This window comes from Ruegeria sp. BG8 (genome assembly GCF_056538325.1).
The window spans coordinates 338,788-363,329 of the sequence record NZ_JBQFSZ010000004.1 but is presented as its reverse complement, the minus strand read 5'-3'; the positions used below and the strand labels follow the sequence as shown (position 1 = coordinate 363,329).

At 55.6% G+C, this 24,542-nt stretch carries 20 protein-coding genes; 12 read left to right on the top strand and 8 right to left on the bottom strand.

The window, feature by feature from the left end; all coding sequences use genetic code 11:
- The first annotated feature begins 85 nt into the window (after positions 1–85).
- From ACR0DG_RS11330 to ACR0DG_RS11320, 3 genes are read left to right on the top strand one after another with little or no spacing between them, the layout of a single operon-like run.
- Positions 86–1,180: an NAD(P)/FAD-dependent oxidoreductase gene (locus ACR0DG_RS11330; RefSeq protein WP_480697885.1), complete on the top strand. Its 1,095-nt coding sequence runs from the start codon at positions 86–88 to the stop codon at positions 1,178–1,180.
- On the top strand, positions 1,161–1,463 hold the full coding sequence (locus ACR0DG_RS11325) for a (2Fe-2S)-binding protein (protein WP_480697884.1): 303 nt from the start codon (positions 1,161–1,163) through the stop codon (positions 1,461–1,463). Before ACR0DG_RS11330 ends, ACR0DG_RS11325 begins: the two co-directional genes overlap by 20 nt.
- Complete coding sequence (locus ACR0DG_RS11320) at positions 1,450–2,844, top strand: FAD/NAD(P)-dependent oxidoreductase (RefSeq protein WP_480697883.1); 1,395 nt, start codon at positions 1,450–1,452, stop codon at positions 2,842–2,844. Before ACR0DG_RS11325 ends, ACR0DG_RS11320 begins: the two co-directional genes overlap by 14 nt.
- Before the next feature lie 159 nt (positions 2,845–3,003).
- On the opposite strand, the gene ACR0DG_RS11315 is transcribed toward ACR0DG_RS11320, so the two are convergent.
- A complete protein-coding gene (locus tag ACR0DG_RS11315) occupies positions 3,004–6,831 on the bottom strand; it encodes a PA14 domain-containing protein (RefSeq protein WP_480697882.1) in 3,828 nt (1,275 codons plus the stop codon).
- A gap of 181 nt (positions 6,832–7,012) precedes the next feature.
- Between ACR0DG_RS11315 and ACR0DG_RS11310 the strand changes: the two genes are divergently transcribed.
- The 9 genes from ACR0DG_RS11310 (at position 7,013) to ACR0DG_RS11270 (ending at position 18,764) form a co-directional block, all read left to right on the top strand.
- Positions 7,013–8,719, top strand: a complete 1,707-nt coding sequence (locus tag ACR0DG_RS11310) for an ABC transporter transmembrane domain-containing protein (protein WP_480697881.1) — start codon at positions 7,013–7,015, stop codon at positions 8,717–8,719.
- Between the two features lie 422 nt (positions 8,720–9,141).
- A complete protein-coding gene (locus ACR0DG_RS11305) occupies positions 9,142–10,812 on the top strand; it encodes an ABC transporter transmembrane domain-containing protein (RefSeq protein ID WP_480697880.1) in 1,671 nt (556 codons plus the stop codon).
- The gene (locus ACR0DG_RS11300; RefSeq protein ID WP_480697879.1) at positions 10,809–12,137 is read left to right on the top strand and encodes an HlyD family type I secretion periplasmic adaptor subunit; all 1,329 of its coding nucleotides are present in this window, start codon (positions 10,809–10,811) and stop codon (positions 12,135–12,137) included. The genes ACR0DG_RS11305 and ACR0DG_RS11300 overlap by 4 nt, the downstream gene beginning before the upstream one ends.
- 211 nt (positions 12,138–12,348) lie before the next feature.
- Positions 12,349–13,377 (top strand): GlxA family transcriptional regulator, encoded by a 1,029-nt coding sequence (locus tag ACR0DG_RS11295; protein WP_480697878.1) that lies wholly within the window; start codon positions 12,349–12,351, stop codon positions 13,375–13,377.
- A gap of 125 nt (positions 13,378–13,502) precedes the next feature.
- Positions 13,503–14,642, top strand: a complete 1,140-nt coding sequence (locus ACR0DG_RS11290; RefSeq protein WP_480697877.1) for an aromatic ring-hydroxylating oxygenase subunit alpha — start codon at positions 13,503–13,505, stop codon at positions 14,640–14,642.
- Between the two features lie 180 nt (positions 14,643–14,822).
- On the top strand, positions 14,823–15,614 hold the full coding sequence (locus tag ACR0DG_RS11285; protein WP_480697876.1) for an SDR family NAD(P)-dependent oxidoreductase: 792 nt from the start codon (positions 14,823–14,825) through the stop codon (positions 15,612–15,614).
- On the top strand, positions 15,614–16,354 hold the full coding sequence (locus tag ACR0DG_RS11280; RefSeq protein ID WP_480697875.1) for an SDR family NAD(P)-dependent oxidoreductase: 741 nt from the start codon (positions 15,614–15,616) through the stop codon (positions 16,352–16,354). Before ACR0DG_RS11285 ends, ACR0DG_RS11280 begins: the two co-directional genes overlap by 1 nt.
- Entirely contained in the window at positions 16,354–17,286 is a 933-nt protein-coding gene (locus tag ACR0DG_RS11275) for a 3-hydroxyacyl-CoA dehydrogenase family protein (protein ID WP_480697874.1), read from the top strand. Before ACR0DG_RS11280 ends, ACR0DG_RS11275 begins: the two co-directional genes overlap by 1 nt.
- A gap of 74 nt (positions 17,287–17,360) precedes the next feature.
- Positions 17,361–18,764 (top strand): MATE family efflux transporter, encoded by a 1,404-nt coding sequence (locus ACR0DG_RS11270; protein ID WP_480697873.1) that lies wholly within the window; start codon positions 17,361–17,363, stop codon positions 18,762–18,764.
- A gap of 9 nt (positions 18,765–18,773) precedes the next feature.
- Here ACR0DG_RS11270 and ACR0DG_RS11265 read toward each other — a convergent pair whose 3' ends face one another.
- The 7 genes from ACR0DG_RS11265 to ACR0DG_RS11235 all read right to left on the bottom strand — a co-directional run bounded on the left by ACR0DG_RS11265 (position 18,774) and on the right by ACR0DG_RS11235 (position 24,512).
- A complete protein-coding gene (locus tag ACR0DG_RS11265) occupies positions 18,774–19,871 on the bottom strand; it encodes a M56 family metallopeptidase (RefSeq protein WP_480697872.1) in 1,098 nt (365 codons plus the stop codon).
- Entirely contained in the window at positions 19,858–20,253 is a 396-nt protein-coding gene (locus ACR0DG_RS11260) for a BlaI/MecI/CopY family transcriptional regulator (protein WP_480697871.1), read from the bottom strand. Before ACR0DG_RS11260 ends, ACR0DG_RS11265 begins: the two co-directional genes overlap by 14 nt.
- A 67-nt stretch (positions 20,254–20,320) precedes the next feature.
- Positions 20,321–20,722 carry a DUF2160 domain-containing protein gene (locus ACR0DG_RS11255; RefSeq protein WP_480697870.1) on the bottom strand — a complete coding sequence of 134 codons (402 nt, stop codon included), beginning with the start codon at positions 20,720–20,722 and terminating at the stop codon, positions 20,321–20,323.
- Between the two features lie 8 nt (positions 20,723–20,730).
- Positions 20,731–21,528 carry a carbohydrate ABC transporter permease gene (locus tag ACR0DG_RS11250; protein WP_058280831.1) on the bottom strand — a complete coding sequence of 266 codons (798 nt, stop codon included), beginning with the start codon at positions 21,526–21,528 and terminating at the stop codon, positions 20,731–20,733.
- Positions 21,525–22,388 carry a carbohydrate ABC transporter permease gene (locus ACR0DG_RS11245; protein WP_170479010.1) on the bottom strand — a complete coding sequence of 288 codons (864 nt, stop codon included), beginning with the start codon at positions 22,386–22,388 and terminating at the stop codon, positions 21,525–21,527. Before ACR0DG_RS11245 ends, ACR0DG_RS11250 begins: the two co-directional genes overlap by 4 nt.
- Positions 22,388–23,461, bottom strand: a complete 1,074-nt coding sequence (locus ACR0DG_RS11240) for an ABC transporter ATP-binding protein (RefSeq protein ID WP_480697868.1) — start codon at positions 23,459–23,461, stop codon at positions 22,388–22,390. Before ACR0DG_RS11240 ends, ACR0DG_RS11245 begins: the two co-directional genes overlap by 1 nt.
- A 1-nt stretch (position 23,462) precedes the next feature.
- The gene (locus tag ACR0DG_RS11235; protein ID WP_480697866.1) at positions 23,463–24,512 is read right to left on the bottom strand and encodes an ABC transporter ATP-binding protein; all 1,050 of its coding nucleotides are present in this window, start codon (positions 24,510–24,512) and stop codon (positions 23,463–23,465) included.
- Between the last annotated feature and the right edge of the window lie 30 nt (positions 24,513–24,542).

Sequence of the window (24,542 nt, the reverse complement as noted above, 5' to 3'; positions counted from 1 at the left end):
AGAGGCACTTCGGTTCATTAAGGGCTTTCGTCTTGATTGAATTGCGAAGTAAAAACCCAGCACCAGTTGGGCTCAGGGCGAAGGCATGGAATCCGAGTATATCGTCATCGGCGGCGGAGTTGTCGGCTTATCAATCGCTTGGGGTCTGCTCAGGCGTGGGCGACGCGTGACAGTATTGGATGGTGGCGATCTGGATTTTCGCGCCAGCCGTGGGAACTTTGGGTTGGTGTGCGTTCAGGGCAAGGGGTTGAACCAGCCGCGATACGCGCGTTGGTCGCAACAATCCGCAGCTCTGTGGCCGGAATTCTCTGACGAGTTGGGCGAGGCAACCGGTAAAGACCTAAGCCTCGAACAGCGCGGTGGTTTCGACCTGCATTTCTCTGATGAAACTCTCGAAGATACCGTACACAGCTACTCTGGCCTGCGCGACGCGCTGGGGGGCGATTACCCGTTCGAAGTGCTAGGCCATAACGCGCTGCGAAAAGAGGAACCGTACATCGGGCCGAAAGTGACTGGCGCGATTTTGCATCATCAAGACGGCCATGTGAATCCTTTGAAACTGCTGCAGGCGCTTTCCGCAGATGTACGTCGTTTGGGTGGGCGGGTGATTTCGGGGGTAACCGTAACGCGTGTTTCCAAAGCAGATGGCTTTCAGATTTCCACGGCGGACCAAAGAGAATTTCAGGCCGAAAAAATCGTATTGACCGCTGGCCTTGGCGCGGCGCAATTGGGGCCTCAGCTGGGTTTTGAGGCACCTGTGCGACCGGAACGAGGGCAGGTTTTGATTACAGAAAAACTACCCAAGATCATTTATCGTCCGTCCATCATCGCAAGGCAGGTTGATGAAGGCGGAATCCAGATTGGCGCCACGAACGAAGATACGGGACGGGATGACCGGGTGACCAGCCGGGGTATGGCCGGATTGGCCGCAGAAGCAATTGCAGCATACCCGATCCTTGCCCGCGCGCAGCTGGTGCGCAGTTGGGGCGCGTTGCGCGTTCTGACACCGGACGGGCTGCCGATCTACCAGCAAAGCGCAAAGATGCCGGGTGCTTTCTTGGTGACCTGCCACAGCGGTATTACTCTTGCCGCAGTTCATGCCATGCAATTGCCGGACTGGTTGGAAAATACGACCGCCAGCCCGGATTTGGAGGTGTTCGGTGAAGACCGCTTTCATTGAACTTGAAAACGATGAGCGTGTTCCTGTCTTTGTGGATGAGGAGCGGTTCGATCTGCCGCTTGGGGCAAATCTGGCGGCTGCGCTTTTGGCGGCAGGTATCACTGTTTTTCGTCATACTCCGGTTTCGGGCGCTCCAAGGGCACCGTTTTGCATGATGGGTGCCTGTTTTGACTGTCTGGTCGAGATCGAAGGTATCTCGCGCCAGGCATGCATGATCGAAGTTTCCGAAGGTCTAAAGATTACAAGGCCAACGCCGCCGGAGGCCGGTAATGTCCCGCTATGATCTGGCGATTGTAGGGGCAGGGCCAGCAGGTATGGCCGCTGCAGCTCAGGCGGCCGAGCTGGGGATGACCGTTGTTCTGCTGGATGAGCAGCCTCGGGCAGGGGGGCAGGTTTTTCGATCGGTTGGCCATGTGTCTGACTTGCGATCGAAAATCCTTGGTAAAGATTATCTAAGCGGCCAGGCGCTGACGGCCAAACTGGCGCATAAGGGTATCACGCATATTTCTGGCGCAGCCGTGTGGTCTATCGAAAATGGGTTCGATCTGTCCTACACATGTGCTGGTCGCGCGCATTCCGTTTCCGCCCCATATGTTTTGTTAGCAACAGGTGCACTTGAACGGCCCATGCCTTTACCTGGATGGACCTTGCCGGGGGTAATGACGGTGGGTGCTGGGCAAATCCTGCTTAAGCAATCTGGCGTTGTCGCGCGGAATGCGGTTCTGGTTGGCAATGGTCCGCTCTTATACCTTGTCGCGGCGCAAATGGTACGTGCAGGGCAGCCGCCTGCCGCGTTGGTTGAGACGGCTAAGGATTACCGCGCCGCGGCACGGTATTTGGGTGGCGCAATTCGAGGCTGGCGTTATCTGTTAAAGGGCTTGGGTCTTTTGGCTGAATTGCGACGGGCAGGGGTGGCTTGCTACAAAGGCGTGACGAACGTTTCCATCTTTGGAAAGAACGCTGTTGAGGGACTAAGTTTTACCGAGGGGCGACAAACACATCGCATCCGGTGTGAAACGGTTTTTCTACACCACGGCGTGGTGCCCAATACACAGGCGGCCAGATCCTTGGACGTCACGCATAGATGGAGCACACAACAAGCGTGTTTTCATCCGGTTCTGGATGCCTGGGGCGAAACCGACGTCAAAGGCGTATTTGTTGCCGGCGATAGCGGCGGCATAATTGGCGCGTCGGCATCAGAGATCGCAGGCCGATTGGCCGCGCACCGTTTGGCCGAATTGGCGGGCTTTATTTCTGAACACGAAAGGGATCATCAGGCGCGGCCTTTGCAAATGAAAATGGCGAAAGAGACCGCGATACGCCCATTTCTGGACGCGCTTTACCCACCTTACGCCCCTGCGCTAAATCCGCAGGACGATACAATAATCTGCCGCTGTGAAGAGGTTACAGCCGGTGATATTCGCAATTTTGCCCGCCTTGGATGCCTAGGCCCCAATCAGGCCAAGGCGTTTGGACGCCCCGGTATGGGGCCATGCCAAGGTCGTTTCTGCGGGCTTTCGGTCACCAATATCTTAGCCAAAGCCAACGGCAGTTCCGCCGACCAAACCGGCCATTTTCGTGTACGCCCGCCGTTAAAACCTGTCACATTGGGAGAACTGGCGGGGATGCACAATGAGAGTGTGGATCCGCCCCAATCCGAATGATGTTGGACACCTGAAATAGGACTCAGCTTCGCTTTAGGCGTTAAGATGTGTTTGCGAAATCCACTTTCGAACCGGATATCGCACTTCCATTGCGTGAACATGAGCCGCAGGCAAAGCTAAATAGTTGCGTTCGGTTTGAGACAGGGAGTGAAAACAAAACTACCAATCGAACCGCTCGTACGCGTCGCTGTCGATACTGGATATGTCCGGTTCTTTTGGGCTCAGAATTACCTCTGACATTACGTCTAGGTCCTGTTCCGCTTCGACTATTTGGTCGTCTAAATCCCAGGCGGGGGACTCATTTGCCGTTGCAGAAACGACCTCGACCATCTCATCAGATAGTCCAATTTGAGTTTCTGCTGTGACATCGCCCACAGTAAGCTCGAATGGAGTTTCGGACGTTAGCTGCGCCCCATTGAAGCCGATGTCTGATACAACGATTTCTCCATTAATCACCCCCTCGAACCCGGGCGGAGGAGAGATTTCCAAAAGGCTGATATCCCAACCTTGCAGGTTCAATTCGCTCCCGTCCGTTAGGGCTGTGTTTTCCCCACTGACGACCAAAGTGTCTGATGGTAGCCCCTCAAGCGTTACTGAGGCCTGCGGACCCGCATCAATCACGTCGATACCGACCTCAAATGTTCCGTTTTCTGGGATTGATGTCGCTGCATCCGCCTGAACGAATTCACGCCCGTCAGTATCCGGACCGTCCCATTCCAGCTTTAATCCCGCATGACCACGGTTTTCGAAGTACCGAACTTCGATGTCATGAGCGCCAGGGGAGAGGTCAACTTGGGCAGATCGCGTTCTGAAACCATGCAGGCCGTCGTTGTCGATGAGCTGCTGGCCGTCAATAAACAAAGCCACACCGTCATCCGCCCCGGCAAAGAAGGAATACGTCCCGCCTTCTTCGACCGTGATTGTCCCGTCAATTTTTGCACCAAATGTGTTTTTGGAACCGCCTTCCCAGAAAGAGCCAGCGCCGTTTTGATAATTGATTTCTTGTACGAATTCCTGATGGGTCGGATCCGCGCCCCAGTCGATGTCGTCTAAACGCCTTAGGTTGTGGTCCACGTCAAAGTACCGAGCTTGAAACCCGCCGGTAAGTTCTGCCGATGGCATCACGTGCTGGGCGTCATTAACCTCAAAGCTTAAAACTTGAACCGTGTTCATACTCAGATCGTTGCCGGACGATGCGGAACTCTGAAGTTCGGCCTGCACTGAGCCAACAAAATCAGGAGGAGGGGTGATCGTCACGAGGTCACCTTGCCAGTCGCTCAGTTCTGCGCTGCCGTCTGGACCTGTGATCGTCGTTCCAGCCTTTGTTGCGACTTGGGTTCCCGCCGGCAGCTCATTGATAACGAAATTTGAAGCATCCGAAAGTGCCAGCTGATTGATGTCGATGTCGAAAGTCAAAGGCATTCCGCCAACGGTTTGAGCTTCGGTCGCGTCAGGAGCGGTGACAGCTTCGCGACCATCAATACCAGGTCCTTCCCATTCGAGTTTAAGGCCAGCATGGCCGTAGTTCTCAAAATACCGAATTTCTATACTGTGGGTTCCGGGTTCCAGTGCAATCTGTCCTGTTTCTGTATGGTATGCGTGCAACCCGTCATCCTCGACAACTGGGACACCATTTATGGTCAACGTTGCGCCATCGTCCCCACCCAGAAAGAATGTAAACACTCCCCCCTCCGAGACGTTGATATTGCCGCTAACTTCCGCTCCAAACGTGTCCTTAGAGCCGCCTTCCCAGAATGATTCGCTACCGTTTTCGAAGTTTATTTCGGGGCGTATTTCTTGGTGTGACGGCGGTTCCGCCCAGTTCACGTCCGCCAGCTTTTCAAGCTTGTGGTCGACGTCGAAATACTTGACGTGGAAACCACTTTTTACCAGAGCTTCTTGCCGGTCCGCGACGTGGACACTGAAAGCCTCGGTCTGGCTCAGGCCACCTTCGTCGGTGACCGTGACGTCGACAGTTAAGGTAGAGGCCTGCTCATAATCCAGCGAAACACCGGGCTTTAGACTTAGATAACCGTCGGCAACCTCGAACCTGTCGTCGGATACCTCGAAACTGTGTTTGTCGCCAAGGTCGGCGTCGGCAAAGCTGATTTTCCCAACAATTGCCCCTTTGACGTTTTCTGCCACCGTCTGCTCGGCTGCCGTCAGTGTTATGTTGTCAATCAGGGCGCCAAAACTGTCGTTCTGACCTTCTGTTTCCCGCAGCTCTAACGTGTCCTGCCCGGTTCCCACCAACTGCAATTGAAACGTCTCCCAATCCGAGGATTGAGGGTCTAGAGCGGCTACCAAATCGCCGTTCCAATAGACTTCTACTGTGTCTGTGCCGCCTGTCAGGCGCTCTCGCAGATCCATGCCAAGGTTGTAAAGCTGCCCAGCTTCGGTTTGGACAGTCTGTGAAATGCTGTCCAGACCATGGCCGTGATCCAGTTCCATTAACTGATCGCCGTGCGAGGCCTGTGTTCCGCCAAGCCGGTCCCAGACTTCGATGCCATTTGCGTCTGTCCAGGCACCGGTCTGATCCTCGTGGAACCCTTTCCACCTACCCTTGGCAAGATCGAACTCTTCAAAGCTGCCGTTTTTAATGAGGTTTTGTGAGTTTGTTGTTAGGGCAAGGTCGGTCGGTCCCTCGTTAATATCCTCAACCGAAATGGTGAAATTCTGCGTCACGCTCAGACCTTCAGAGTCTGTGGCGGTGACCTGAACCTCAATTTCGTCGGTTTGCTCGTGATCCAGTTCAACTCCCGTCTTCAAGCGTAAACGACCGTCGCTAACTTCGAAGCGGTCGTCAGAAACCTGAAAACTGTGCTGGTCCCCGCGGTCCGGGTCCGTTGTGGTGACTTTTCCTACAACGCCACCAACCGAGTTTTCGGCCACGGAGAGATTGTCGAGGTCCAGTGCAACAGGGGCTTCGTTGACGTCCAGCACATTGATCGTAAAGCGTTCAGTCAGGCTTAATCCGCCTGTATCTGTGACCGTGACGTCAATATCAATCATATCTGCAGTTTCGTGGTCCAAAGCCATGCCGGGCTTAAGGCGCAGTTGCTCGTCGACAATTTCGAACCGGTCGTCAGAAACGTGAAAGCTGTGCGTATCGCCCTGGTCCGCGTCGAAAGCGTTTAAAGAACCTATAGTGGCACCGGGCGTATTCTCTGTGATGCCAACATCTTGCAGATCGATTTTGTTGGGTGCTTCGTTGATGTCCTGGACTTCGACAGCGAAAGTCTCTGTCAGGCTAAGCCCACCGCTATCGGTGACGGTTACGTCAACCTCGATAAACGATGCTTCCTCGCGATCCAACGCAATGCCGGGTTTCAGTTTCAACTGACCGTTGGCAACCTCAAAACGATCGTCTGATACATGGTAATGGTGGTCGTCGGCTTGGTCTGGATCGACTACGGAAAGCGTACCAACAACCGCGCCTGATGCATTCTCGGCTACGGTCGCATTATCCAGATCAATCTGTTCAGGGGCTGTGTTGGCCTCCGCCAAATTGGGTGGCGGAGGCGAGTACTGCGGACTTTCGTGACTGCGGATATCCACCTGATCGTTGGAAGCGCGAGTGAGAGAGGGGGCGGATGACAGTTGAGCAGGAGTGGCCTCTACCATCTCTGACGTTGTGTTTGGTTCTCGGATAGTGCTGGGTGCATCTTTTTGCCGAACACTGGCCTGCAAGTCGACTGACGTGTTTATCGGAACAATGGGCTCTGGGCCGGATTGGATGCCTGTTTCTCGCTGGCTTTCCGCCGATGTCACATCTTCGACGTCCGCCCCAACGGGAGCGCCGTCAAAATAGGCGCGGTTTTCCATCGAGCCAGAACGATTTTCACCTGTGTGCAAGGTACTTCGTGACGGGTCGTCGACTTCATGCGGACCGCTACGCGAAAGTTGTGATGCAAGTTCAGCCTTCTCATCTTGCTCAGACTTTCGAGACTGCGCGTAAAATGAAATATCTTGACCTGTTTTCCCCATTATCCATTTCCTTATGCAGCCTGTGTGTTCTGGTGTGAGATAGCACGCGAAACCTTGCAGATGTGTTTCATAAATATTTGTAATTTAATGAAAATAAGAAGAATTAAGGCGACCTGAGTTTACATTTTCTAAAGCCGAGCGGCGCACATCCTGTTGGAAATCAAACGGGTGAGCGTGCAGAATGAAACCGCTTAAACTGGTCGGGAAATCGGTGGGCTTGGGGTTCAGAATCCCGATATGGGTCGCGTCTTTTTCATTGAATATTCTTGCGCTTCTGACGCCCATTTCCATTCTGCTGATTTTTGATCGGGTCATACCGTTTCAGGCGACAGAAACACTGTGGGTATTGTCGACTGCGCTGCTGGTCAGCGCGATGGCTGAGATGGTTTTGCGTCAGTGCCGGAACATTCTGCTTGCTGTTGCGGCCGAAGATACGGCGGTCCACAACCACAATCGGTTCTTGAGTAAACTTCTTTGCGCCGACCCCAAGACCTTTACCGAAAGCCCGGAAAATGCATATTTTGAGAGGTTTTCGGCCATTGGCCGGCTCAGAGATTTCCAATCTGGTCAGACCCAAAGCCTTTCGATTGACCTGCCTTTTACAGTTTTGTTCGCAGCTTTGATCGCCCTTATCGGAGGGTGGTTGTTTCTTGTTCCCCTGGGTGCGTTTTGTGTGGTTAGCACGGTCGCTTTGGTCATGAAGCGCGCGCAAAGATCGCTGTTCGAACAACGAAAGTCGTTGGACACACGGCGCTACGCGTTTCTGTCTGAAGTTCTGGCAAAAATGCCGACCGTCAAGGCGAACCGAATGGAACCGCAATTAGCGCGCCGGTTCGAGCGCCTTGAGGAACGAACCGTTTACATGAGTAGAAAGCTCATACTCTTCTCGGGTTTTACACAGAGTTTTGGTGCCGTCTTCTCGCAATTGATGGTCGCTGCGATGGGTCTGTCGGGGGCATATCTGGTCATTCAAAACCAAATCGGAATTGCGGAACTTGCGGCGTGCATGCTGCTGAACGGACGTATCATTCAACCTTTGACTAAGCTCATGGCACTGTGGGTGCAGTCCGAAGATGCAGCATTGGCGCGTGGGCGCTTGGCAGATATGGAAAGGTTGAAACCCATCGCTGTACCTCAGCAATCTGCAGGCAAAATGACCGGGAACATTGAGGTTTCCAACTTGTCGCTGAGCGTGGCTGGTGAAGCTGGTCGGTCAAGTTCTCCAATTTCATTCTCGGTGGGTCGATCCCAGTGTGTTTTGGTTGACGCCGAAGAAAACTGGATGGTTGGCGCATTGTTTGAAGTCATAGCAGGCACGCGCTCGCCTAATCGCGGTTCCATAATGATTGACGGGCTGGCCGCGTCGCAAAGAGTAATGCAGAAAGGGCAGGGGGCTCTGATCGCTTTGGAAACAGAGCCAGCGATATTCTCCGGCACGATACTAGAAAACCTGTCCGCTTTCTCGGATGACGCGACCGCTGGTAAGGCAAAGCACATTGCCGCGGCTTTGGGGTTGGAGCGACGTATCAACCGTCTTCCCGCCGGGTACAGCACTGTGCTGAACGCCAACACCGGGTTCGAAAAGGAACCGGTGAACCGCCACCTTATCGCTCTGACGCGCGTTTTGGCGTTGCAGCCTCGGGTTTTGTTGATGAACGAACCGACGGCGGCTTTAGATACACCAGAACGACAAGCCTTAGCGGATTACCTTGAGAGTGTTTCCCCAAGACCCACGTTAGTCTTGTCCAGCCCGGATCCGCGGCTGCGAAAGTTGGCGGATCAAAGCGTAAAACTTACCAACATCTTAACTGACGATGTCATTGCGTGGAACCAAGACGCGGCGGTGGAGCTACACGCAGCGCAATCGCACAACAGAGGTGCCGCATGAGCACGTTGAGCACAATTGACGCTGCCTCGATCTTGCAACGATTTCTGCAGGTTGGAGGGCGCCGGAAGAGTGCAGACACGGTCACCGAAGCCTTGCCGCATTTCACCGAGTCACTCAGTCAAGATGATGTCTTGAATGCATTGGAAACATTGAAAGTTTCCTATTCTACAGTCAGATGCCGTGAACGGGAACTGACCCAACAAGAATGCCCTGCACTGGTATTCCCGAATAGAGGCGGGTGTTACCTGGCTCTTGAAAGGTTGGGGGCGGATTTACGAACAAGTGATAGTCAAAACCCAGACCTGCGCTTTTATCACCCGGGCGGTGGAAAGTGCTTAGCGGTTCGGCTGGACCGTGTCAGTCGCAATGAGGCTGGAGGCCACTCGACCTCCGTACGAACGGCATTTCGGGACCTCGGCCCAATGATGCCATCGCTCCTGTTTGCATCTCTTTTGATCAACACGCTGGGTCTGCTGACGCCTCTGTTGATCATGGCCATCTATGACAGAGTTATTCCGTCCGGTTCCGCTGGCTTACTGATTTCGCTGGCGTTTGGTGTCATTATTGTGGGTGTTTCGGATTTTTGTTTTCGTCTGGCGCGCTGGAAGGCCCTGGCCTATGTGGGTTGGCGCGGTGAACAACTGCTTATGGTTGCCCTGTTTCGCAAGTTGATGTCTCTGCCCTTGGCGCAATTGCAGAAATCGGGCGTTCATCAGCAACTGGCCCGGTTCCGTCAGTTCGAAGGTGTAAGAGACGTTTTCACCGGACAACTCATGACGACTTTGCTGGACCTTCCATTTGTCCTTATTTCCTTAGCCCTTCTGTTGTATTTGGCGCCTACGGTTGGCCTGCTTTGCATGTTCATTATCATAGGCTTTGTTGTTCTAGGTCTGATCACAATACCACGCCAGCAGTCCTTAGATCGCAATGCAGCGGAATTGGCTGAGGTTCTCCGCACCAAGGTGCAGGATGCCGTTCGCCACCAGCACGTCATTTCTAACCTTGGGCTGCAGGCGCGCTGGATGGAAGCGAGCATACCATTGGTTGACGCTGCTGAGGATGCGTCCCGCCAAGCGCGTCAGTTTCAAACGCTTACGCAATCCTTGGCACAATCCATGGTCGCGCTGACAACTGTAGGCGCAATCGTCATGAGTGCCCTTGGCGCAGTGAATGGAACCTTGAGTTTCGGTGCCCTCATCGCGTCCATCGCGTTAGTGTCCAAGGTCTTGGCACCTGTTCAATCGCTTTATTCAGCTTGTCCTCAATTGCTGGCCTTCTCAAAGACCCAAGCGCAGGTTGACCGCGTCCTTAGCCTGGAGGAAGAGCTGGAGCTGGGGCCAGATCACTCCCATGGAAAAACGCTCAGGGGTGGGGTGACATTCTCGGGCGTTACCTACCGGCCTGACCCTTTGAATGCGGCACTTTTATCTCAGGCCAGCTTCAACTTCGAACCCGGCGAAATCGTTTTAGTAATGAGCAGCGATGTCGCCAGTCGCACTGCCGTGTTAGAGTTGATCGATGGCCTGCACGCACCTTTGGCTGGAACGATCGAGCATGACGGGATCGACATCCGCCAAATCGCCACGGACGAGTTGCGAAAGTCGACTACTTATGCGCCTTACCATCCCTCTCTGTTCTACGGAACGATCGCTCAGAATTTTCGTTTGGCGTCTTTATCGCTCACGGATGAAGAGATCTATTCGAAGCTCGCGTTTATGAAACTACTAAACGAACCGGGATTGCTGCAGGACGGTTTGAATACGCGACTGACGGATCGATTGCTTGCGGGGCTGTCGGATGAAACAATCAAGTCGTTGGCATTGGCGCGTAGTATGGCGCGTGAATCTTCACTTTACCTGTTTTCGGAGCCGACCAACGGCTTAACAGATTTGCGGCGCGCTCAGTTTAAGGATTGGGTCCGGGCGCAACACGGCCAAAAAACGGTTGTTGTTGCGACCGCAGATAGGTCGTTCATGCAAATCGCTGATCGCTTCATTTTTTTGAACGGCGATCGTGTGGTGGTCAACGCGACCGGAGAAGCCGGACTCAGAAAGCTGCAAGCCGTCTTAAAAACACTGGGGGGACAGTCATGACCAGCAAAATGGAACGAAATACCAATGCTGGGCCGATGGCGGATGCGGCTAAGCGAAAGCGATTGAGGCAGCCTCGGTTCGCGGCGTTTTTGGCGCTAGGGTCGTTCGCGATGATCTGTTGCATTCTGTCCCTGGCGGGGTACACCAGTGTTCCGCAGATCACACGTGCGCCGGGTACAATTCTGCCTTTTGGGGACTATCAGCAAGTCGACACATTGCACGGTGGCATCGTTCGTGCAGTGCATGTCCACGATGGTCAACGGGTGAAATCCGGTGATTTGTTGGTTGAACTCGCGAATCCGGACCTCTTGCAAGAGACTGAGTTGTTGACCGAACAACTGGCGGCAATCGCGCGTGATCTGAAAAGCGGCGAGGTTGTTTTGTCTATGTTAACCAGACCGCAACCTCCAAGCTCTGACGAACTGGACGCGCTGGGTCAGAGTGGCCTGAAAACTGCTGCTTCGCGATTGCGCCTATTCTTCGAAGGCCAAAAGATTCGGCAATCCTCGTTGGAACAACAGGCGGAGACTGTGCAGATTTTGAAGCAAGCTTCCGAGTTTTCAAAAGACCGGGTTGCGAGAAAAGAAAAAGGCCTCGCGCGGTATGCTCAACTTCATGCGCAGGGCCTAAAATCGCTGAGCGACTATCTGGAGGAAGAAGACGAAGTAGATGTTTTACGTGCCACGGCCTCTGCTGCCGAAGCACGTCTGGCCGAAGCCCAGAATGCACTGATGAATTCGACCGCAGCCATGTATGAAGAAGCGCTGTCTATGCAGGACGAAGTTGTAACGCGGATCTCGGAGTTGGAGCAGGAACATGATCGCTTGCAGGTGTCCTTTTCCAATGTGGCCGCCAAGCTGCAGGCGTTGCGCATAGTCGCGCCTTCGTCGGGTGTGGTGCAATCTGTCGCTTATCCGAACCCGGGTGAAGTCATCGCGCCCGGTGAGACAATTTTTGAAATATTGCCATCAAGACAAGCCTTGGTGGTCGAGGCACGCATCCCGAACTCTGAAGTGGGGCATGTCACGGTCGATGACCCGGTCTCTGTTAGCGTGGATACGTTCGATGTGCGCCGTTTCGGCAAGGTCAAGGCGCATTTGAGTTCCGTCTATCCGCTTCCACTAACTGATGAGACTACGGGCGATACGTATTTTCGGGCGTCGTTCGATTTGACCGACGCGCATGTTGGCACGGGCGCGTTTGAAAGGCCATTGCGCGCGGGAATGACAGTCGTAGCCGAGCTGCAGACCGGAGAACAAAGCCTGCTTGCCTACCTTTTGAAGCCCGTCCAAGCCACGCTGGAGCGCGCCTTTACCGAGAGATAGGTTATCAATTTAGGGCTTACTGGCCGTGCGATCACCATCGTTTTAGAAGGCAATCGGTGGGTACGCTATGCAAGATTGGTCTTGCAGCTGGCAAGCAAGATTGGTGGAGGCCAAAGTTACGCTTCGAAGGCGTCATACTGCACCGACTTGCGCTGCTGACACAAAAGCTCTTTTCTTGACCTAAGGGTCCGTGGGTAATGGAGTGGCTGAAATGAATGAAGCCGTACCAATCAAAACGCAAATTGTGGTGATTGTGGCACCGGGCTTCAATATTTCTGCGACGATGGGCTTCATAGACCCTTTCAGGGCAGCGAACTATCTGGATGGCCAGTCGTATTTCAAGTGGAAGTTTGTATCTGCGACTGGCGGGCCCTGCATGTCGAGTAACGGAGCAGACATTTCGACAACCGCTTTGAGCGAGGTTGAAACTGACGGGGTGGATTTCGTTGTCGTTTCCACCAGTTGGACGCCGGAACAGCACCTGACCCCCGGACTTAGAAACGCGTTACGTAATTGGGCACGCAAGGGCGCGATTTTAGTGGGGCTGGACACGGGGGCGTTTCTCTTAGCTCAGGCCGGGCTTTTGAGCGGCTGTCGCGCGACTGTTCACTACGAGCATGTAGATGCTTTCAAAGAGCTTTTTCCAAATGTGGAAGTTGTTGAGAACCTTTTTGTTCTGGATGGCAACCGCTTCACGTGCTGCGGTGGTGGCGCGGCAGTGGATCTTGGCTTGCAGATCCTTATGGGAACCCGCGGTAGCGCGCTGGCGAACGCAGCGGCGCGATATGTTTTCCACGATAGGCTTCGCGAACCGGCCAACATGCAACAACCGGAAGGAAGTGAACCGTTGGGGGCGACTGTTCCCGATAAGCTAAGGCTCGCGATCCAGACGATGGAGGCCAATTTGGAAGATCCGCGGCCTGTACCCGAGATATGCAAGTTGGTGGGAATTTCGCACCGTCATTTGGACCGGATGTTTTCGGTTCACGTGGGGAAAACGCCAGCTCAGTATTACCGCGACATCCGGTTGGACCGGGCGAGAGGGCTGGTGACGCAGACCAATTTACCAATTTCTGAGGTCGCCATGGCCTCTGGTTTTGCCAGTCAGGTTCATTTCAGCCGGTCCTACAAACACAGGTTTGGTTTGCCGCCCAGTCAGGATCGGACAGAAGGGCGGGTCCCGTTCGAGTTCCGTGCATGGCCCATGCATCGTCAAAACAAACAAAATATTGTTGAGTGATGAATGGCGAAAAAGATGTAAATAGTGGCGAAAAAAGTTGCGCCTTTGGCATTTTTTCCGAAGATCATGTGCTCGAATTAGCCAAACATCCGGTCATAGGGTGACTCGGATATTCGGAGACCACGATGCGCCAGCTTCCTTCTAAAGACCAATTCGAGAGAATATCGCACGGTTATAGCGCTGATCCTTTTGACACCAGTTCGCTTAGGGCGGACGCTTACGTCGACCCCGATTGGTTCTGGGCTGATGTTGAGGCGATCCTGACCAAAACCTGGCGATGGGTGTGCCATGTCGAAAAGCTGCGCGCGCCAGGGTCCTACGTCACCGTCGAGATCGCTGGACACCCAATTGCCATCGTGCGCGACCGTGACGGAGTGCTGCGGGCGTTTTACAATGTGTGCAAACACCGCGCCCATCACCTGCTGTCCGGCGAAGGCCAGACGACGCGCATCATGTGCCCCTATCATGCTTGGGTATACAAACTGGACGGGCAACTTGTTCGGGCACCAGAGACCGAAAAGCTGAGCGGTTTCAATACCTCAGACATTTGTCTGGATCAGGTTCAAGTCGAGGAGTTTGCGGGTTTTGTCTTTGTAAATCTTGATGCGCAGTCACCCAGTTTGGCTAAGCTTTCAGGCAACCTGCAAACTGAGATTCGTCATTGGGCACCGGACATTGAACAACTGACATTCGGTCGTCGCTTAACCTATGACATCAAGTCCAACTGGAAAAACGTCGTCGACAATTTTCTTGAGTGCTACCACTGTCCGACCGCGCATAAGGATTTTTGCGATCTGGTGGACATGGATACCTATAAGGTGACGACCTACGGCATTTACTCCAGCCATATGGCCGAAGCGGGCAAGGGCGCGAACACCGCCTATGACGTCTCGAACGCGACGGTGCGCACCCATGCGGTGTGGTGGTTGTGGCCGACAACCTGCCTGATGCGCTATCCGGGTCGATCATCGATGATTGTGCTGAACGTTATCCCGATCGGGCCCGACCGCACGCTTGAGACCTATGACTTTTTTCTGGAAACGCCAGAGCCGGACGAGATGGAAGTAGAGGCCATGCGATATCTGGATGAGGTCCTGCAACGTGAAGACATCGACATTGTTGAGAGTGTCCAGCGCGGAATGAATACGCCTGCCTTCACGCAGGGCCGGATCGTTCATGACCCCGATGGTTCGGGCAAGTCTGAACATGCTGTGCATCATTTTCACGGTTTGGTGCTGGATGCTTATGCAAAGGTTGCGCCATGAAGCGGACGGGCGGAACGTGAGTAAGAGCAGGCGGTCGGTGCCCTTTCTAGGCGGCATCTCAGAACATCTAAACCAGCTGGAAAGCCTCGCGCGGAAATGCGTGATCCGTCTTGGCACATGTAATCACCGTTATTGTGTGGCGCGGTATAGCAACGAATACTAAAAGGAGAGCAAGCAGTGATGCTGAAAGGCAAAACCGCGCTGGTTAGCGGTGGACGAGGGGGGATCGGGCGCGCCATCGCTGCGCGATTGCTGCGCGAAGGCGCGCGGGTCTATGCAGCTGATCTGACGCCTGAGGGATCGCTGGAGGCGCATGACGAGGATGGTAGCGTTTTCGTCAGGCTGGATGTCACCAACGAAGCCGACGCGATTGCGGCGATGCAACGTGTCCAAGATGAAGCCGGGAAACTGGATATTTTGGTCAATGCCGCAGGCATCGAAATCGAAAAAACGATCGAGGAAACGACGCTGGAAGAGTGGAACTTGTCGTTCGCGGTGAATGTAACGGGAACGTTTCTGACCTCAAAACACGCATTGCCGCTGATGCGCCGCGCGGCGTCTTCCGGCGTATCGGCCTCGATCATTAATTTCGGCAGCTACGACGGCTTTATCGCCGACCCGGGACTTGCTGCGTATTGCGCGACAAAGGGCGCAGTCCATGCGCTGACCCGTGCGATGGCCTGCGATCACGGCCCCGAAGGTATACGGGTAAATGCAATTTGCCCCGGTTACGTCGATACCCCCATGCTGCAAAGCTTTTTTACGGGCGAGGGTTCGGGCGCAGGAGGGAAGTCTATTGATCAACTGCAACAGGCCGTTCGTGATGTGCACCCCACGCGTACTTATGGAACGCCGGAAGATATCGCCAACCTTGTGAATTGGCTGGCCTCGGACGAGGCGCGCTATGCCAGTGGTCAGCTTTGGGTTCTGGATGGAGGGTTGAGCGCGCAAGTTCAGCAAATGAGGCTCTGATGAGACTGTCGGGAAAACGGGCCTTTATAACAGGTGGGCGTCAGGGAATTGGCCGCGGGATCGTAGAGGCTTTTCTGCGCGAAGGGGCCCAAGTGGCCACTTGCGGACGCACCGCGCGCCCCGATGGCTTGGGCGATGACGTTCTTTGGCACAGGTTGGATGTAAGCGATGGCCCATCCGTGGAAGACTTGGCCCGGTTCTTGGATGGGGTCGACATTCTGGTGAACAACGCGGGTGTTCAGGTCGAGAAAACGGTCGCTGACAGTACGGATGATGATTGGGATGCCGTCATCGGGACAAACTGTCGGGGCGTGTTCAACATGTGTCGCGCTTTCATTCCGCGTATGTCCACAGGTGGGGCTATCATAAATATCGGCTCAATCTCGGGCAATGCGGCGGACCCCTCGATGGCCTTGTACAACGCATCAAAGGCCTTTGTGCATGGTTTGACACGTTCGATCGCAGTCGATCACGGGCCACAGATCCGCTGCAACGCAATCTGTCCGGGTTGGATCGAAACCGGAATGCTTGAGGCCGGGTTCGATCAGGCCAGCGATCCGAATGCTGCGCGTCGGGATGCCGTGGTGCGCCACGCGGTGCGCCGTTTTGGAAAGCCAGAGGATATTGCAAGCATGGCCGTTTGGCTTGCGTCTGACGAAGCCTCTTTTGCCACGGGTCAGCTTTTTACTGTGGATGGAGGCCTAACCGCGGCATCCCCTTTGAACCCAGGGCTGTTCTGATGGAAATCCAACACACGGTTTGTCTTGGCGGCGGGGTCATCGGTGCCAGCTGGGCGGCGCTATTTCTCGCCTCTGGGCGGTCGGTCGCGCTGTATGACCCGGACCCGAAGATTGAACACAAAGCCCGGGCGTATATCGAAGCGGCATGGCCCACAATGGTGGCGCTGGGATTGGGGGCAGAGGGCTCAGCCGATGCCATCACCTTTAGCACCAGCGCGCCCGAGGCTGTCGAAGGTGCACAATTCGTGCAGGAAAACGTGCCCGAACGATTAGACGTCAAACACGCCATTTATGCCGCTATTGAACCCGCTCTGTCTGATGAGGCGATTGTTGCAAGCTCTGCGTCTGGTTTGACACTGAGCCAGATGCAGCATGGCTGGAAAGATCCGGCCAGGTTCGTTTTGGGGCACCCGTTCAACCCGCCGCACCTTATCCCGCTGGTTGAGGTGCTAGGCAACGACAAGACACAAGAGGGCGTCGTCGAAGCTGCGCAACGATTTTACGAGAGCCTTGGCAAGACGACGATCCAGGTCCGTAAAGAGGTTCCGGGACACGTCGCTAACCGTTTGCAGGCGGCGCTGTGGCGCGAGGCTATTCATTTGGTGGTATCTGGGGTCGCGTCAGTCGAGGATGTGGACAAGGCGGTTTGGGCAGGTCCCGGCCTAAGATGGGCTGCGATGGGGCCGACAATGCTGTTTAATCTCGGAGCAGGCGAAGGTGGACTGAACGCCTTTTGCGACCATTTCTCTGATACATTTAATGGCTGGTGGGACGACCTCGGGCAGGTTTACCTAACGGATGATGTAAAACGGCAGATGTGTGAGGGTATCGCCGCTGCCGCAAAGAATGAGACCCCCGCGCAGCTTTCGCAGCATCGCGATGCCATGATCGTGGCCCTGCAAAAGTCTCTCATGGATATCCGAGAAAACTAGCGCGCATTTTTCCGGTTGCCCAAAGCCCGTGACCATTGTCAGAGTGCGATGAGGCATTGGGGAGCGGTCGGCTTATGGCAAATGATACAACAGGTCGAGCTGTTTTCCTTTCCGGCAGCTTGATGCGCCATGTAACGCGTATGTCGCTGACCACCAGCATCGGCCTGATGGCCATTTTCGCAGTCGACTTCGTGGATATGGTTTTCATCTCCATGTTGGGAAATGATGCGTTGGCTGCTGCTGTGGGCTATGCTGGAACGCTGCTGTTCTTCACCAACTCGGTCAACGTTGGGCTGTCTATTGCAGCCGGCGCACTTGTGGCCCGCGAATTGGGCGCAGGTCGGCACGAACAGGCCAGCAATTTCGCCACCAGTGTGGCAATACTCGGAATATTGATCGGAGTGATCGTTTCCGGCATCGTTATGCTGAACCTCGACTTTTTGCTATCGCTCTTAGGAGCCGAGGGAGAAGTCCTGCGTCTGGCTGCGCGCTATGTCTCGATCATTTTGCCTACGATGTGGGTCATGGCGATGGCAATGGCGGGGATGGCAGTGTTGCGGGCGCATGGTGACGCGCGACGTTCGATGCTGGCGACAATTTACGGCGGCGTGACCAACGCTGTGCTGGACCCGATCCTGATCTTTGCGGTTGGCCTTGGCTTGGACGGCGCGGCGATTGCATCGGTTATCGCGCGAATTTGCATGCTGCTGTTTGCGGTCGGCCCCGCTATCCGGGTACACAAGGCTTTTGCGCGGCCGTCTGTGGGGCAGGTCGTGTCAGATTTCCAACCAGTTCGTGGCATCGCCATTCCTGCCGTTCTGACCAATATCGCAACGCCCGTGGGCAACGCGATTGTCATTCGTGAGGTTGCGCAATTTGGAACAGATGCAGTGGCAGGAATGGCAGTCATTGCGCGTTTGATGCCTGTCGCATTTTCGGTCGTTTTTGCGCTTTCGGGTTCAATCGGGCCGATCGTTGGTCAGAATTACGGGGCCGGGCAATATGACCGCGTGAAAGACACGTTTCTTGCGGGCGTTAAGTTCACTGGTGTTTATGTGCTGTTGATGGCTTCGGTTCTATTTGTCCTGCGCGGCCCAATTGCTGACCTGTTTCAGGCGCAAGGAGAAACGCGTGCGCTGATCTACCTGTTTTGCGGACCTTTGGCGCTGGCTTCGTTCTTCAACGGCGTGATTTTTGTGGCAAATGCCAGCTTTAACAATCTGGGGCACCCCATCTATTCAACGTGGGTGAACTGGGGCCGACACACGCTGGGCACGTGGCCATTCGCGGTAGCTGGCGCCTATATTGCCGGCGCGCCAGGCGTCTTGCTAGGGCAAGCTTTTGGCGGCGTGATTTTTGCGCTGGTCTGTTGGTTCCTCGTACGCCGGGTTGTTTCCGGTCTGACGCCCCCGCAAACCGTTGATCCCTTTGCCGGGCAAAAAAGGCTGCATTCTCTGTTCGGGCGCAGAGGATGGTAAGCCGCCGGGTCAGTTGCCTGCGTTGCGTGCCTCGAGCCGTTCAAGGTTGACGACCGTCGACAGCATCAGACGATCGTGGCTCCAGTCGTTAGTTTGCTGAACGGACGCCGCACCCAGACCAAGGACTGTTGCGAACACCAGGGTCAGGCAAACAAATAGCGCGGGTGCCCCGGACTGCACTGATGGCGCATCCGCAAGCGCAATCACCCGTTGCCGCAGGACCCGTTTGGCTTTGCCGCCGGTCACCAACGCCACGTTTAGAACTTTGGGGCTGCCTCTGCTGACGGTTCTTGCGCAATAGTCCAGCAAACAATTGGTGTAATCGCTTGCGTTGATGCCTTTGCGCGAAACGACGGACTGATCGCATGCAAGTTCACGCAAGCGGTCGAACTGATATTTCAAAATCAGATATCCGGGGTTCCAGAACAGCAGGGGGCGAAGCAGTTCGAACCCAAGCTCCCATTCAACATCGCCAGCACGCACATGCTGAAGTTCATGCGCCAAGGCAAAGCGCAACTCGCTTGGCGTATCCAGTAGATGGCTGGGCAAAACAACATGACGCCTGCGCAAACCACGTACGGCAAACGGCACGGCTATTCGATCTGACAGCCTGATGTCTACCTTGGCCGAGCGGCGCCATAGGAAACTGTTTTGCACCGTACTTCTGATCCCCAATCCATCACGCACCAAGCGCACAGCATACACAGTTGCAGCAATTGCCAACATGGCAAGGCCCGCCAAAAGAACAGGGTGGTCGCCATGCAGCAGGTATTCCACCCAGCGTTCACGCGTGTTCAGCAATGCTTCGAACTGGGTCGCTGGCATCGAAATCTCACCGCGCAAATACGCAGCAACGGCGATATCGCCAATCGCAACCTTGCCGGTGGTCGATGTCTGAGCCGCCAGCGCAAAGATCCCCCACGCCAGAAGCGGACTGACCAGAATGCACAGGCACAGTGTCTTGAGCGCGCGAAGCTGCGCGACAAACCCATATTGCATTGGGGTTTTTGCCAATACGCCTCTTACGGCTAGCCATATGATCGCTGCCAGCACAAGGACGAAGCTTAATTCGAGATACGCATCGAGAACCGGTTTAACCGCCGTCATTTTGCAGTCTCCTCTCTACCAGTGCCCGAATTTCCTCCAGATCGGCTTCACTCAGGCCCGCATCGTCGACCAGACGCGCCACCAATGAGGCAGGCGTGTCATCGAACAATGTGCGCGAGAGGTTTTGCAACGACCGCGCCTGATACCTGTCTTTCTCCAGCAGCGGCGAATAGATCAGGGTCTTTCCGTCCTTGCGGCTTTCGACGAAGCCTTTGTCGTCAAGAATCCGCAGGATGGTCGCACCGGATGTATAAGCCAGATTGCGTTCTGGTGGCAGGCGATCAAGCACGTCACGGACCGAGCCCTGACCCAGCGCCCAGAGTTCATTCATGAACTCAAGTTCAACCTCGGTCAGAAGGTTTGTTGTTTTTTTCTTTCGCATCGGTCTTTCGTGTCGCATTTTTTTATTATGCCTGACAGACAAGCATCCTTTCGCTGTTTCGCAAAGCTCAAACTTTCCAGAAGACGAAAATACCCCAGCCAATGGACAGGAATAATGGGGTCCAGACAGGTTGTCCGACGATTCCCAGCCAGGCGAGGAAAATATAGGCCGATCCTAGCAGGGTGATGAACAAACGATCCCCAAGCGTAGTCGTCAGACCAAGCACGCCGCGCCGTTCGATCCCGTCGCGGAATTTGAACCCTTCGAGCACGCCAATCAGGGCGATGGCTGAGAAGATGCCGACGAACAGCGCCAGCGTTGCGGGCGTCCAGGCCATCCAGAAATCGGGCCACAACGGGTCAGTCCAGGAAAACCCCTTTTCCTCTTGCTGGCCGACATTGCCCCATCCGGCCTGCTGAGCAAACGCCATCGAAGGCAGGAAGGGGAGGGTGAGAAGTAGTTTACGCATATCGAACCTCACACACGGCCCATCGCGAAACCACGCGCGATGTAGTTGCGGACAAACCAGATGACGATGGCGCCGGGGATAATGGTCAGCGTCCCGGCGGCTGCCAGCAGGCCCAGCTCATACCCCGCGCTGGAGGCGGTGCGGGTCATCACGGCGGCGATGGGTTTCGCCTCAACTGCGGTCAGGGTTTTGGCCAGCAGCATTTCAACCCATGAGAACATGAAGCAGAAGAATGCCGCGACACCCACGCCCGCTTTGATGTTGGGCAGGAAGATCGTCACGAAGAACCGCGGGAAGGAATAGCCGTCGACATAGGCTGTCTCGTCCAGTTCCTTTGGGATGCCGCGCATGAAGCCTTCCAGAATCCACACCGCCAACGGCACATTGAACAGCGTATGCGCCAGAGCCACGGCCAGATAGGTGTCGAACAAGTGGATCGAAGAATACAGCTGGAAGAAAGGAAGCGCGAACACGGCTGCCGGAGCCATCCGGTTGGTCAGCAGCCAGAAGAACAGCTGCTTGTCGCCCAAGAAGCGATAGCGCGAGAACGCATAGGCTGCAGGCAGGGCGACACAAACCGACAGCACCGTATTGATCGTCACGTAGATGATCGAGTTGATGTAGCCCCAGTACCATGTCGGGTCGGTGAAGATGGTGATATAGTTCTCCAGCGTGAAGGTCTGGGGGAACAGGGAAAATCCCGACAGGATCTCGTTCGTGGTCTTGAAGGACATCGCCACCAGCCAGTAGATCGGCAGCATCAGGAACGCGATATAGAGGATCGGGATAAGAGACCGCTTCTTCATTGCGCGTCATCCTTTGTCATCAGAGTGTAGAAGACCCAGCTTACCAGCAGCGTGATGGCGAAATAGATCAGGCTCATCGCGGCTGCAGGGCCAAGGTCGAACTGTCCCAGCGCGATCTTCACAAGGTCGATCGACAGCAAGGTGGTTGAGTTGCCGGGGCCACCGCCGGTCAGAACGAAGGGCTCGGTATAGATGTTGAAGCTGTCCATGAAGCGCAACAGAACCGCGATAGTAAGGACGGTTTTCATCTTGGGCAGTTGGATATAGCGGAACACCGACCACGGGCTGGCGCCGTCAATCTTGGCGGCCTGATAATAGGCGTCCGGGATCGACACGAGGCCCGCATAGCACAGCAGCACGACCAGCGAGGTCCAGTGCCAGACATCCATGATCACAACGGTGATCCAGGCCGACAGAGGCTGTTGCGTCATGTCATAGTTGATGCCCAGAACGTCATTCAGGAAGTACCCCATCAGCCCGATCTTGGGCAGGGTAAAGATGTTCCACATCGACCCGACCACGTTCCACGGGATCAGCATCGGCAGGGCCATCAGTACCAGACAGACCGGCACCCAGAAGCCTTTGCGCGGCATCGACAGGGCGACGATGATGCCCAAGGGCACCTCGATCAGCAGGATCAGGAAGGTAAACAAGAACTGACGTCCCAGCGCGGCCTGAAAGCGATCTGAGCGCAGGATTTGTTCGAACCAGCCAAGCCCTTCCCAGAAGAACTGGTTGTTGCCAAAGGTTTCCTGCACCGAGTAGTTGACCACCGTCATCATCGGCACCAGCGCGTTGAACGCGACCAGCGCCAGCACAGGCAGGACAAAGAACCATGCTTTTTGGTTTTCCGTTCTCATCAGCCGCGCTCCTCGGTTGCGATCCAGCCGTCGCGATAGACGCGGGATTGTTCAGGTTTGAATTGCAGGAAGACTTCCGAGCCGGGCTCGGGCACGCTGTGTTCGGTCACGGCTTTCAGGGCCGTGTTGCCGACCATTGCGCTGACCACATAGTGGCGGCCAATGTCGGAAACCTTGGTCACATGCGCCGGAATACCGGTGTCGCCAAAGCCCACATATTCCGGGCGGATACCCAGATCAGTGCGGCCACCGTCGCCATGGGTCGGACCCTCCAGCATGACCTCATGACCTTCGAACACTGCGCGGTCACCTTTGGCTTCGCAGGGCAGGACATTCATGCCGGGGGAGCCAATGAAGTGGCCGACGAACGTGTGTTGGGGACGTTCGAACAGTTCAACGGGCGTGCCGATCTGCACCACTTCGCCCTCCTGCATCACGACTACTTCGTCCGCGAAGGTCAGCGCCTCGGTCTGGTCATGGGTCACGTAGATCATCGTGGCTTTGACCCGCTGGTGTAGCTCTTTCAGTTTCGAGCGCAATTTCCATTTCAGATGCGGGTCGATCACGGTCAGCGGTTCATCAAACATCACCGCGTTCACGTCATCACGGACCAGACCACGCCCCATTGAGATCTTCTGCTTGTTGTCCGGGCTCAGGCCGCTGGCGCGAGTGTTCAGCATATCGGTGACGTCCAACATCTCGGCGATCTCATCGACGCGGCGTTTGATCGTTGCCGGGTCAACGCCTCGGTTTTTCAGCGGAAAAGCCAGGTTTTCGCCCACAGTCATCGTGTCGTAGATCACCGGGAACTGGAACACCTGCGCGATGTTGCGCTGATCGGGGGGCAGGGCGGTCACGTCCCGATCATCGAACAGAATCTGCCCTTCGGACGGGGTCAGCAAGCCCGAGATGATGTTCAGCAGGGTGGACTTGCCGCAGCCCGACGGCCCCAGCAGCGCATAGGCCCCGCCGTCGCGCCAAGTGACGTCGATTTCCTTGAGCGCATAGTCCTGCGGGCCTTGCGGCTCAGGCATATAGCTGTGCCGTAGGTTCGAAAGTTTGATCTGTGCCATGTCAGGCCACCCTTTTGCCGTCTTGGCCGAAATACCGACAGTGCGCCGGGTTCATGTAGAAACTGTGATCTTCGCCGACCTGATAGGGATGCACGCCAGCCGCCAGTGAAACCCAGTCATCCGAGCCATGCCGGAAATGCGCGCTGGAATCCGAGCCCGACAGCTCGGTCACGATCACGCGGCCCGTCAGTTCCACATCTGCATCCGACGTGCGGAACGGTGTCACCCGGTGCGGGCGCACGGCGACCATGTAGTCTCCGTCGGCCATGTCAGAGACAGCCCAGCCTCCGCCACCTGCCAGTTGCGCCTGCGCGCCTGATACGGTGATTTGGGCCACGTTGATCGGCGGGTCCGAGAACACACGCGCCGCGGCGATGTTTTCGGGGTTGCGATAGATGTCGGCGGTGGGGCCGAACTGCGTCACGCGACCATCCTCCATCAGGGCGGTGTAGCCGCCCAGCAGCAGCGCCTCTTCGGGCTCGGACGTGGCATAGACCACGACGGCCCCGCGCCCTGCGAACAGGTCAGGCAGTTGCTCGCGCAATTCCTCGCGCAGTTTGTAGTCGAGGTTGGCCAGGGGCTCGTCCAGAAACACAGCGCGGCTTTCCTTGGCAATCGCCCGGGCCAGCGCTGTTCGCTGCTGCTGTCCGCCCGACAACTCGTGCGGTCGGCGGTGCAACATCGGGCGCAGTTGCAGCAGGTCGGCGGCCTCTTCCACGCGGCCTTCGATCTCGGATTGCGCCATGCCCGCCACGCGCAGGGGCGAGGCAATGTTGTCGAATACGGTCATATGCGGGTAGTTCACGAAGAACTGGTGCACCAGGCTGATCTGCCGCTTTTGCGTGTTCAGCCGCGTGACGTCCTGCCCATCCATCAGAACCTTGCCTGAGGCGATCGGGTCCAGCCCGGCCATCATCTTGATCAGAGAGGTCTTGCCTGATCCCGTCGCGCCCAGCAGCACATTGAAATGGCCGGTCTGCAGCGTCAGATTGGTGGGCTTGATATGAATAACGTTGCCAACCCGTTTGGTGGCATCTTGAAGTTCGATCATGTCCGTGGGTTCCGGTCGTTCAGTGCCGCG

Coding starts and splice junctions, on each gene's coding strand:
- ACR0DG_RS11330 (WP_480697885.1), top strand. CDS start 86: ATGGAATCCGAGTATATCGTCATCGGCGGCGGAGTTGTCGGCTTATCA.
- ACR0DG_RS11320 (WP_480697883.1), top strand. CDS start 1,450: ATGTCCCGCTATGATCTGGCGATTGTAGGGGCAGGGCCAGCAGGTATG.
- ACR0DG_RS11315 (WP_480697882.1), bottom strand. CDS start 6,831: ATGGGGAAAACAGGTCAAGATATTTCATTTTACGCGCAGTCTCGAAAG.
- ACR0DG_RS11310 (WP_480697881.1), top strand. CDS start 7,013: ATGAAACCGCTTAAACTGGTCGGGAAATCGGTGGGCTTGGGGTTCAGA.
- ACR0DG_RS11305 (WP_480697880.1), top strand. CDS start 9,142: ATGATGCCATCGCTCCTGTTTGCATCTCTTTTGATCAACACGCTGGGT.
- ACR0DG_RS11300 (WP_480697879.1), top strand. CDS start 10,809: ATGACCAGCAAAATGGAACGAAATACCAATGCTGGGCCGATGGCGGAT.
- ACR0DG_RS11295 (WP_480697878.1), top strand. CDS start 12,349: ATGAATGAAGCCGTACCAATCAAAACGCAAATTGTGGTGATTGTGGCA.
- ACR0DG_RS11290 (WP_480697877.1), top strand. CDS start 13,503: ATGCGCCAGCTTCCTTCTAAAGACCAATTCGAGAGAATATCGCACGGT.
- ACR0DG_RS11285 (WP_480697876.1), top strand. CDS start 14,823: ATGCTGAAAGGCAAAACCGCGCTGGTTAGCGGTGGACGAGGGGGGATC.
- ACR0DG_RS11280 (WP_480697875.1), top strand. CDS start 15,614: ATGAGACTGTCGGGAAAACGGGCCTTTATAACAGGTGGGCGTCAGGGA.
- ACR0DG_RS11275 (WP_480697874.1), top strand. CDS start 16,354: ATGGAAATCCAACACACGGTTTGTCTTGGCGGCGGGGTCATCGGTGCC.
- ACR0DG_RS11270 (WP_480697873.1), top strand. CDS start 17,361: ATGGCAAATGATACAACAGGTCGAGCTGTTTTCCTTTCCGGCAGCTTG.
- ACR0DG_RS11265 (WP_480697872.1), bottom strand. CDS start 19,871: ATGACGGCGGTTAAACCGGTTCTCGATGCGTATCTCGAATTAAGCTTC.
- ACR0DG_RS11260 (WP_480697871.1), bottom strand. CDS start 20,253: ATGCGAAAGAAAAAAACAACAAACCTTCTGACCGAGGTTGAACTTGAG.
- ACR0DG_RS11255 (WP_480697870.1), bottom strand. CDS start 20,722: ATGCGTAAACTACTTCTCACCCTCCCCTTCCTGCCTTCGATGGCGTTT.
- ACR0DG_RS11250 (WP_058280831.1), bottom strand. CDS start 21,528: ATGAAGAAGCGGTCTCTTATCCCGATCCTCTATATCGCGTTCCTGATG.
- ACR0DG_RS11245 (WP_170479010.1), bottom strand. CDS start 22,388: ATGAGAACGGAAAACCAAAAAGCATGGTTCTTTGTCCTGCCTGTGCTG.
- ACR0DG_RS11240 (WP_480697868.1), bottom strand. CDS start 23,461: ATGGCACAGATCAAACTTTCGAACCTACGGCACAGCTATATGCCTGAG.
- ACR0DG_RS11235 (WP_480697866.1), bottom strand. CDS start 24,512: ATGATCGAACTTCAAGATGCCACCAAACGGGTTGGCAACGTTATTCAT.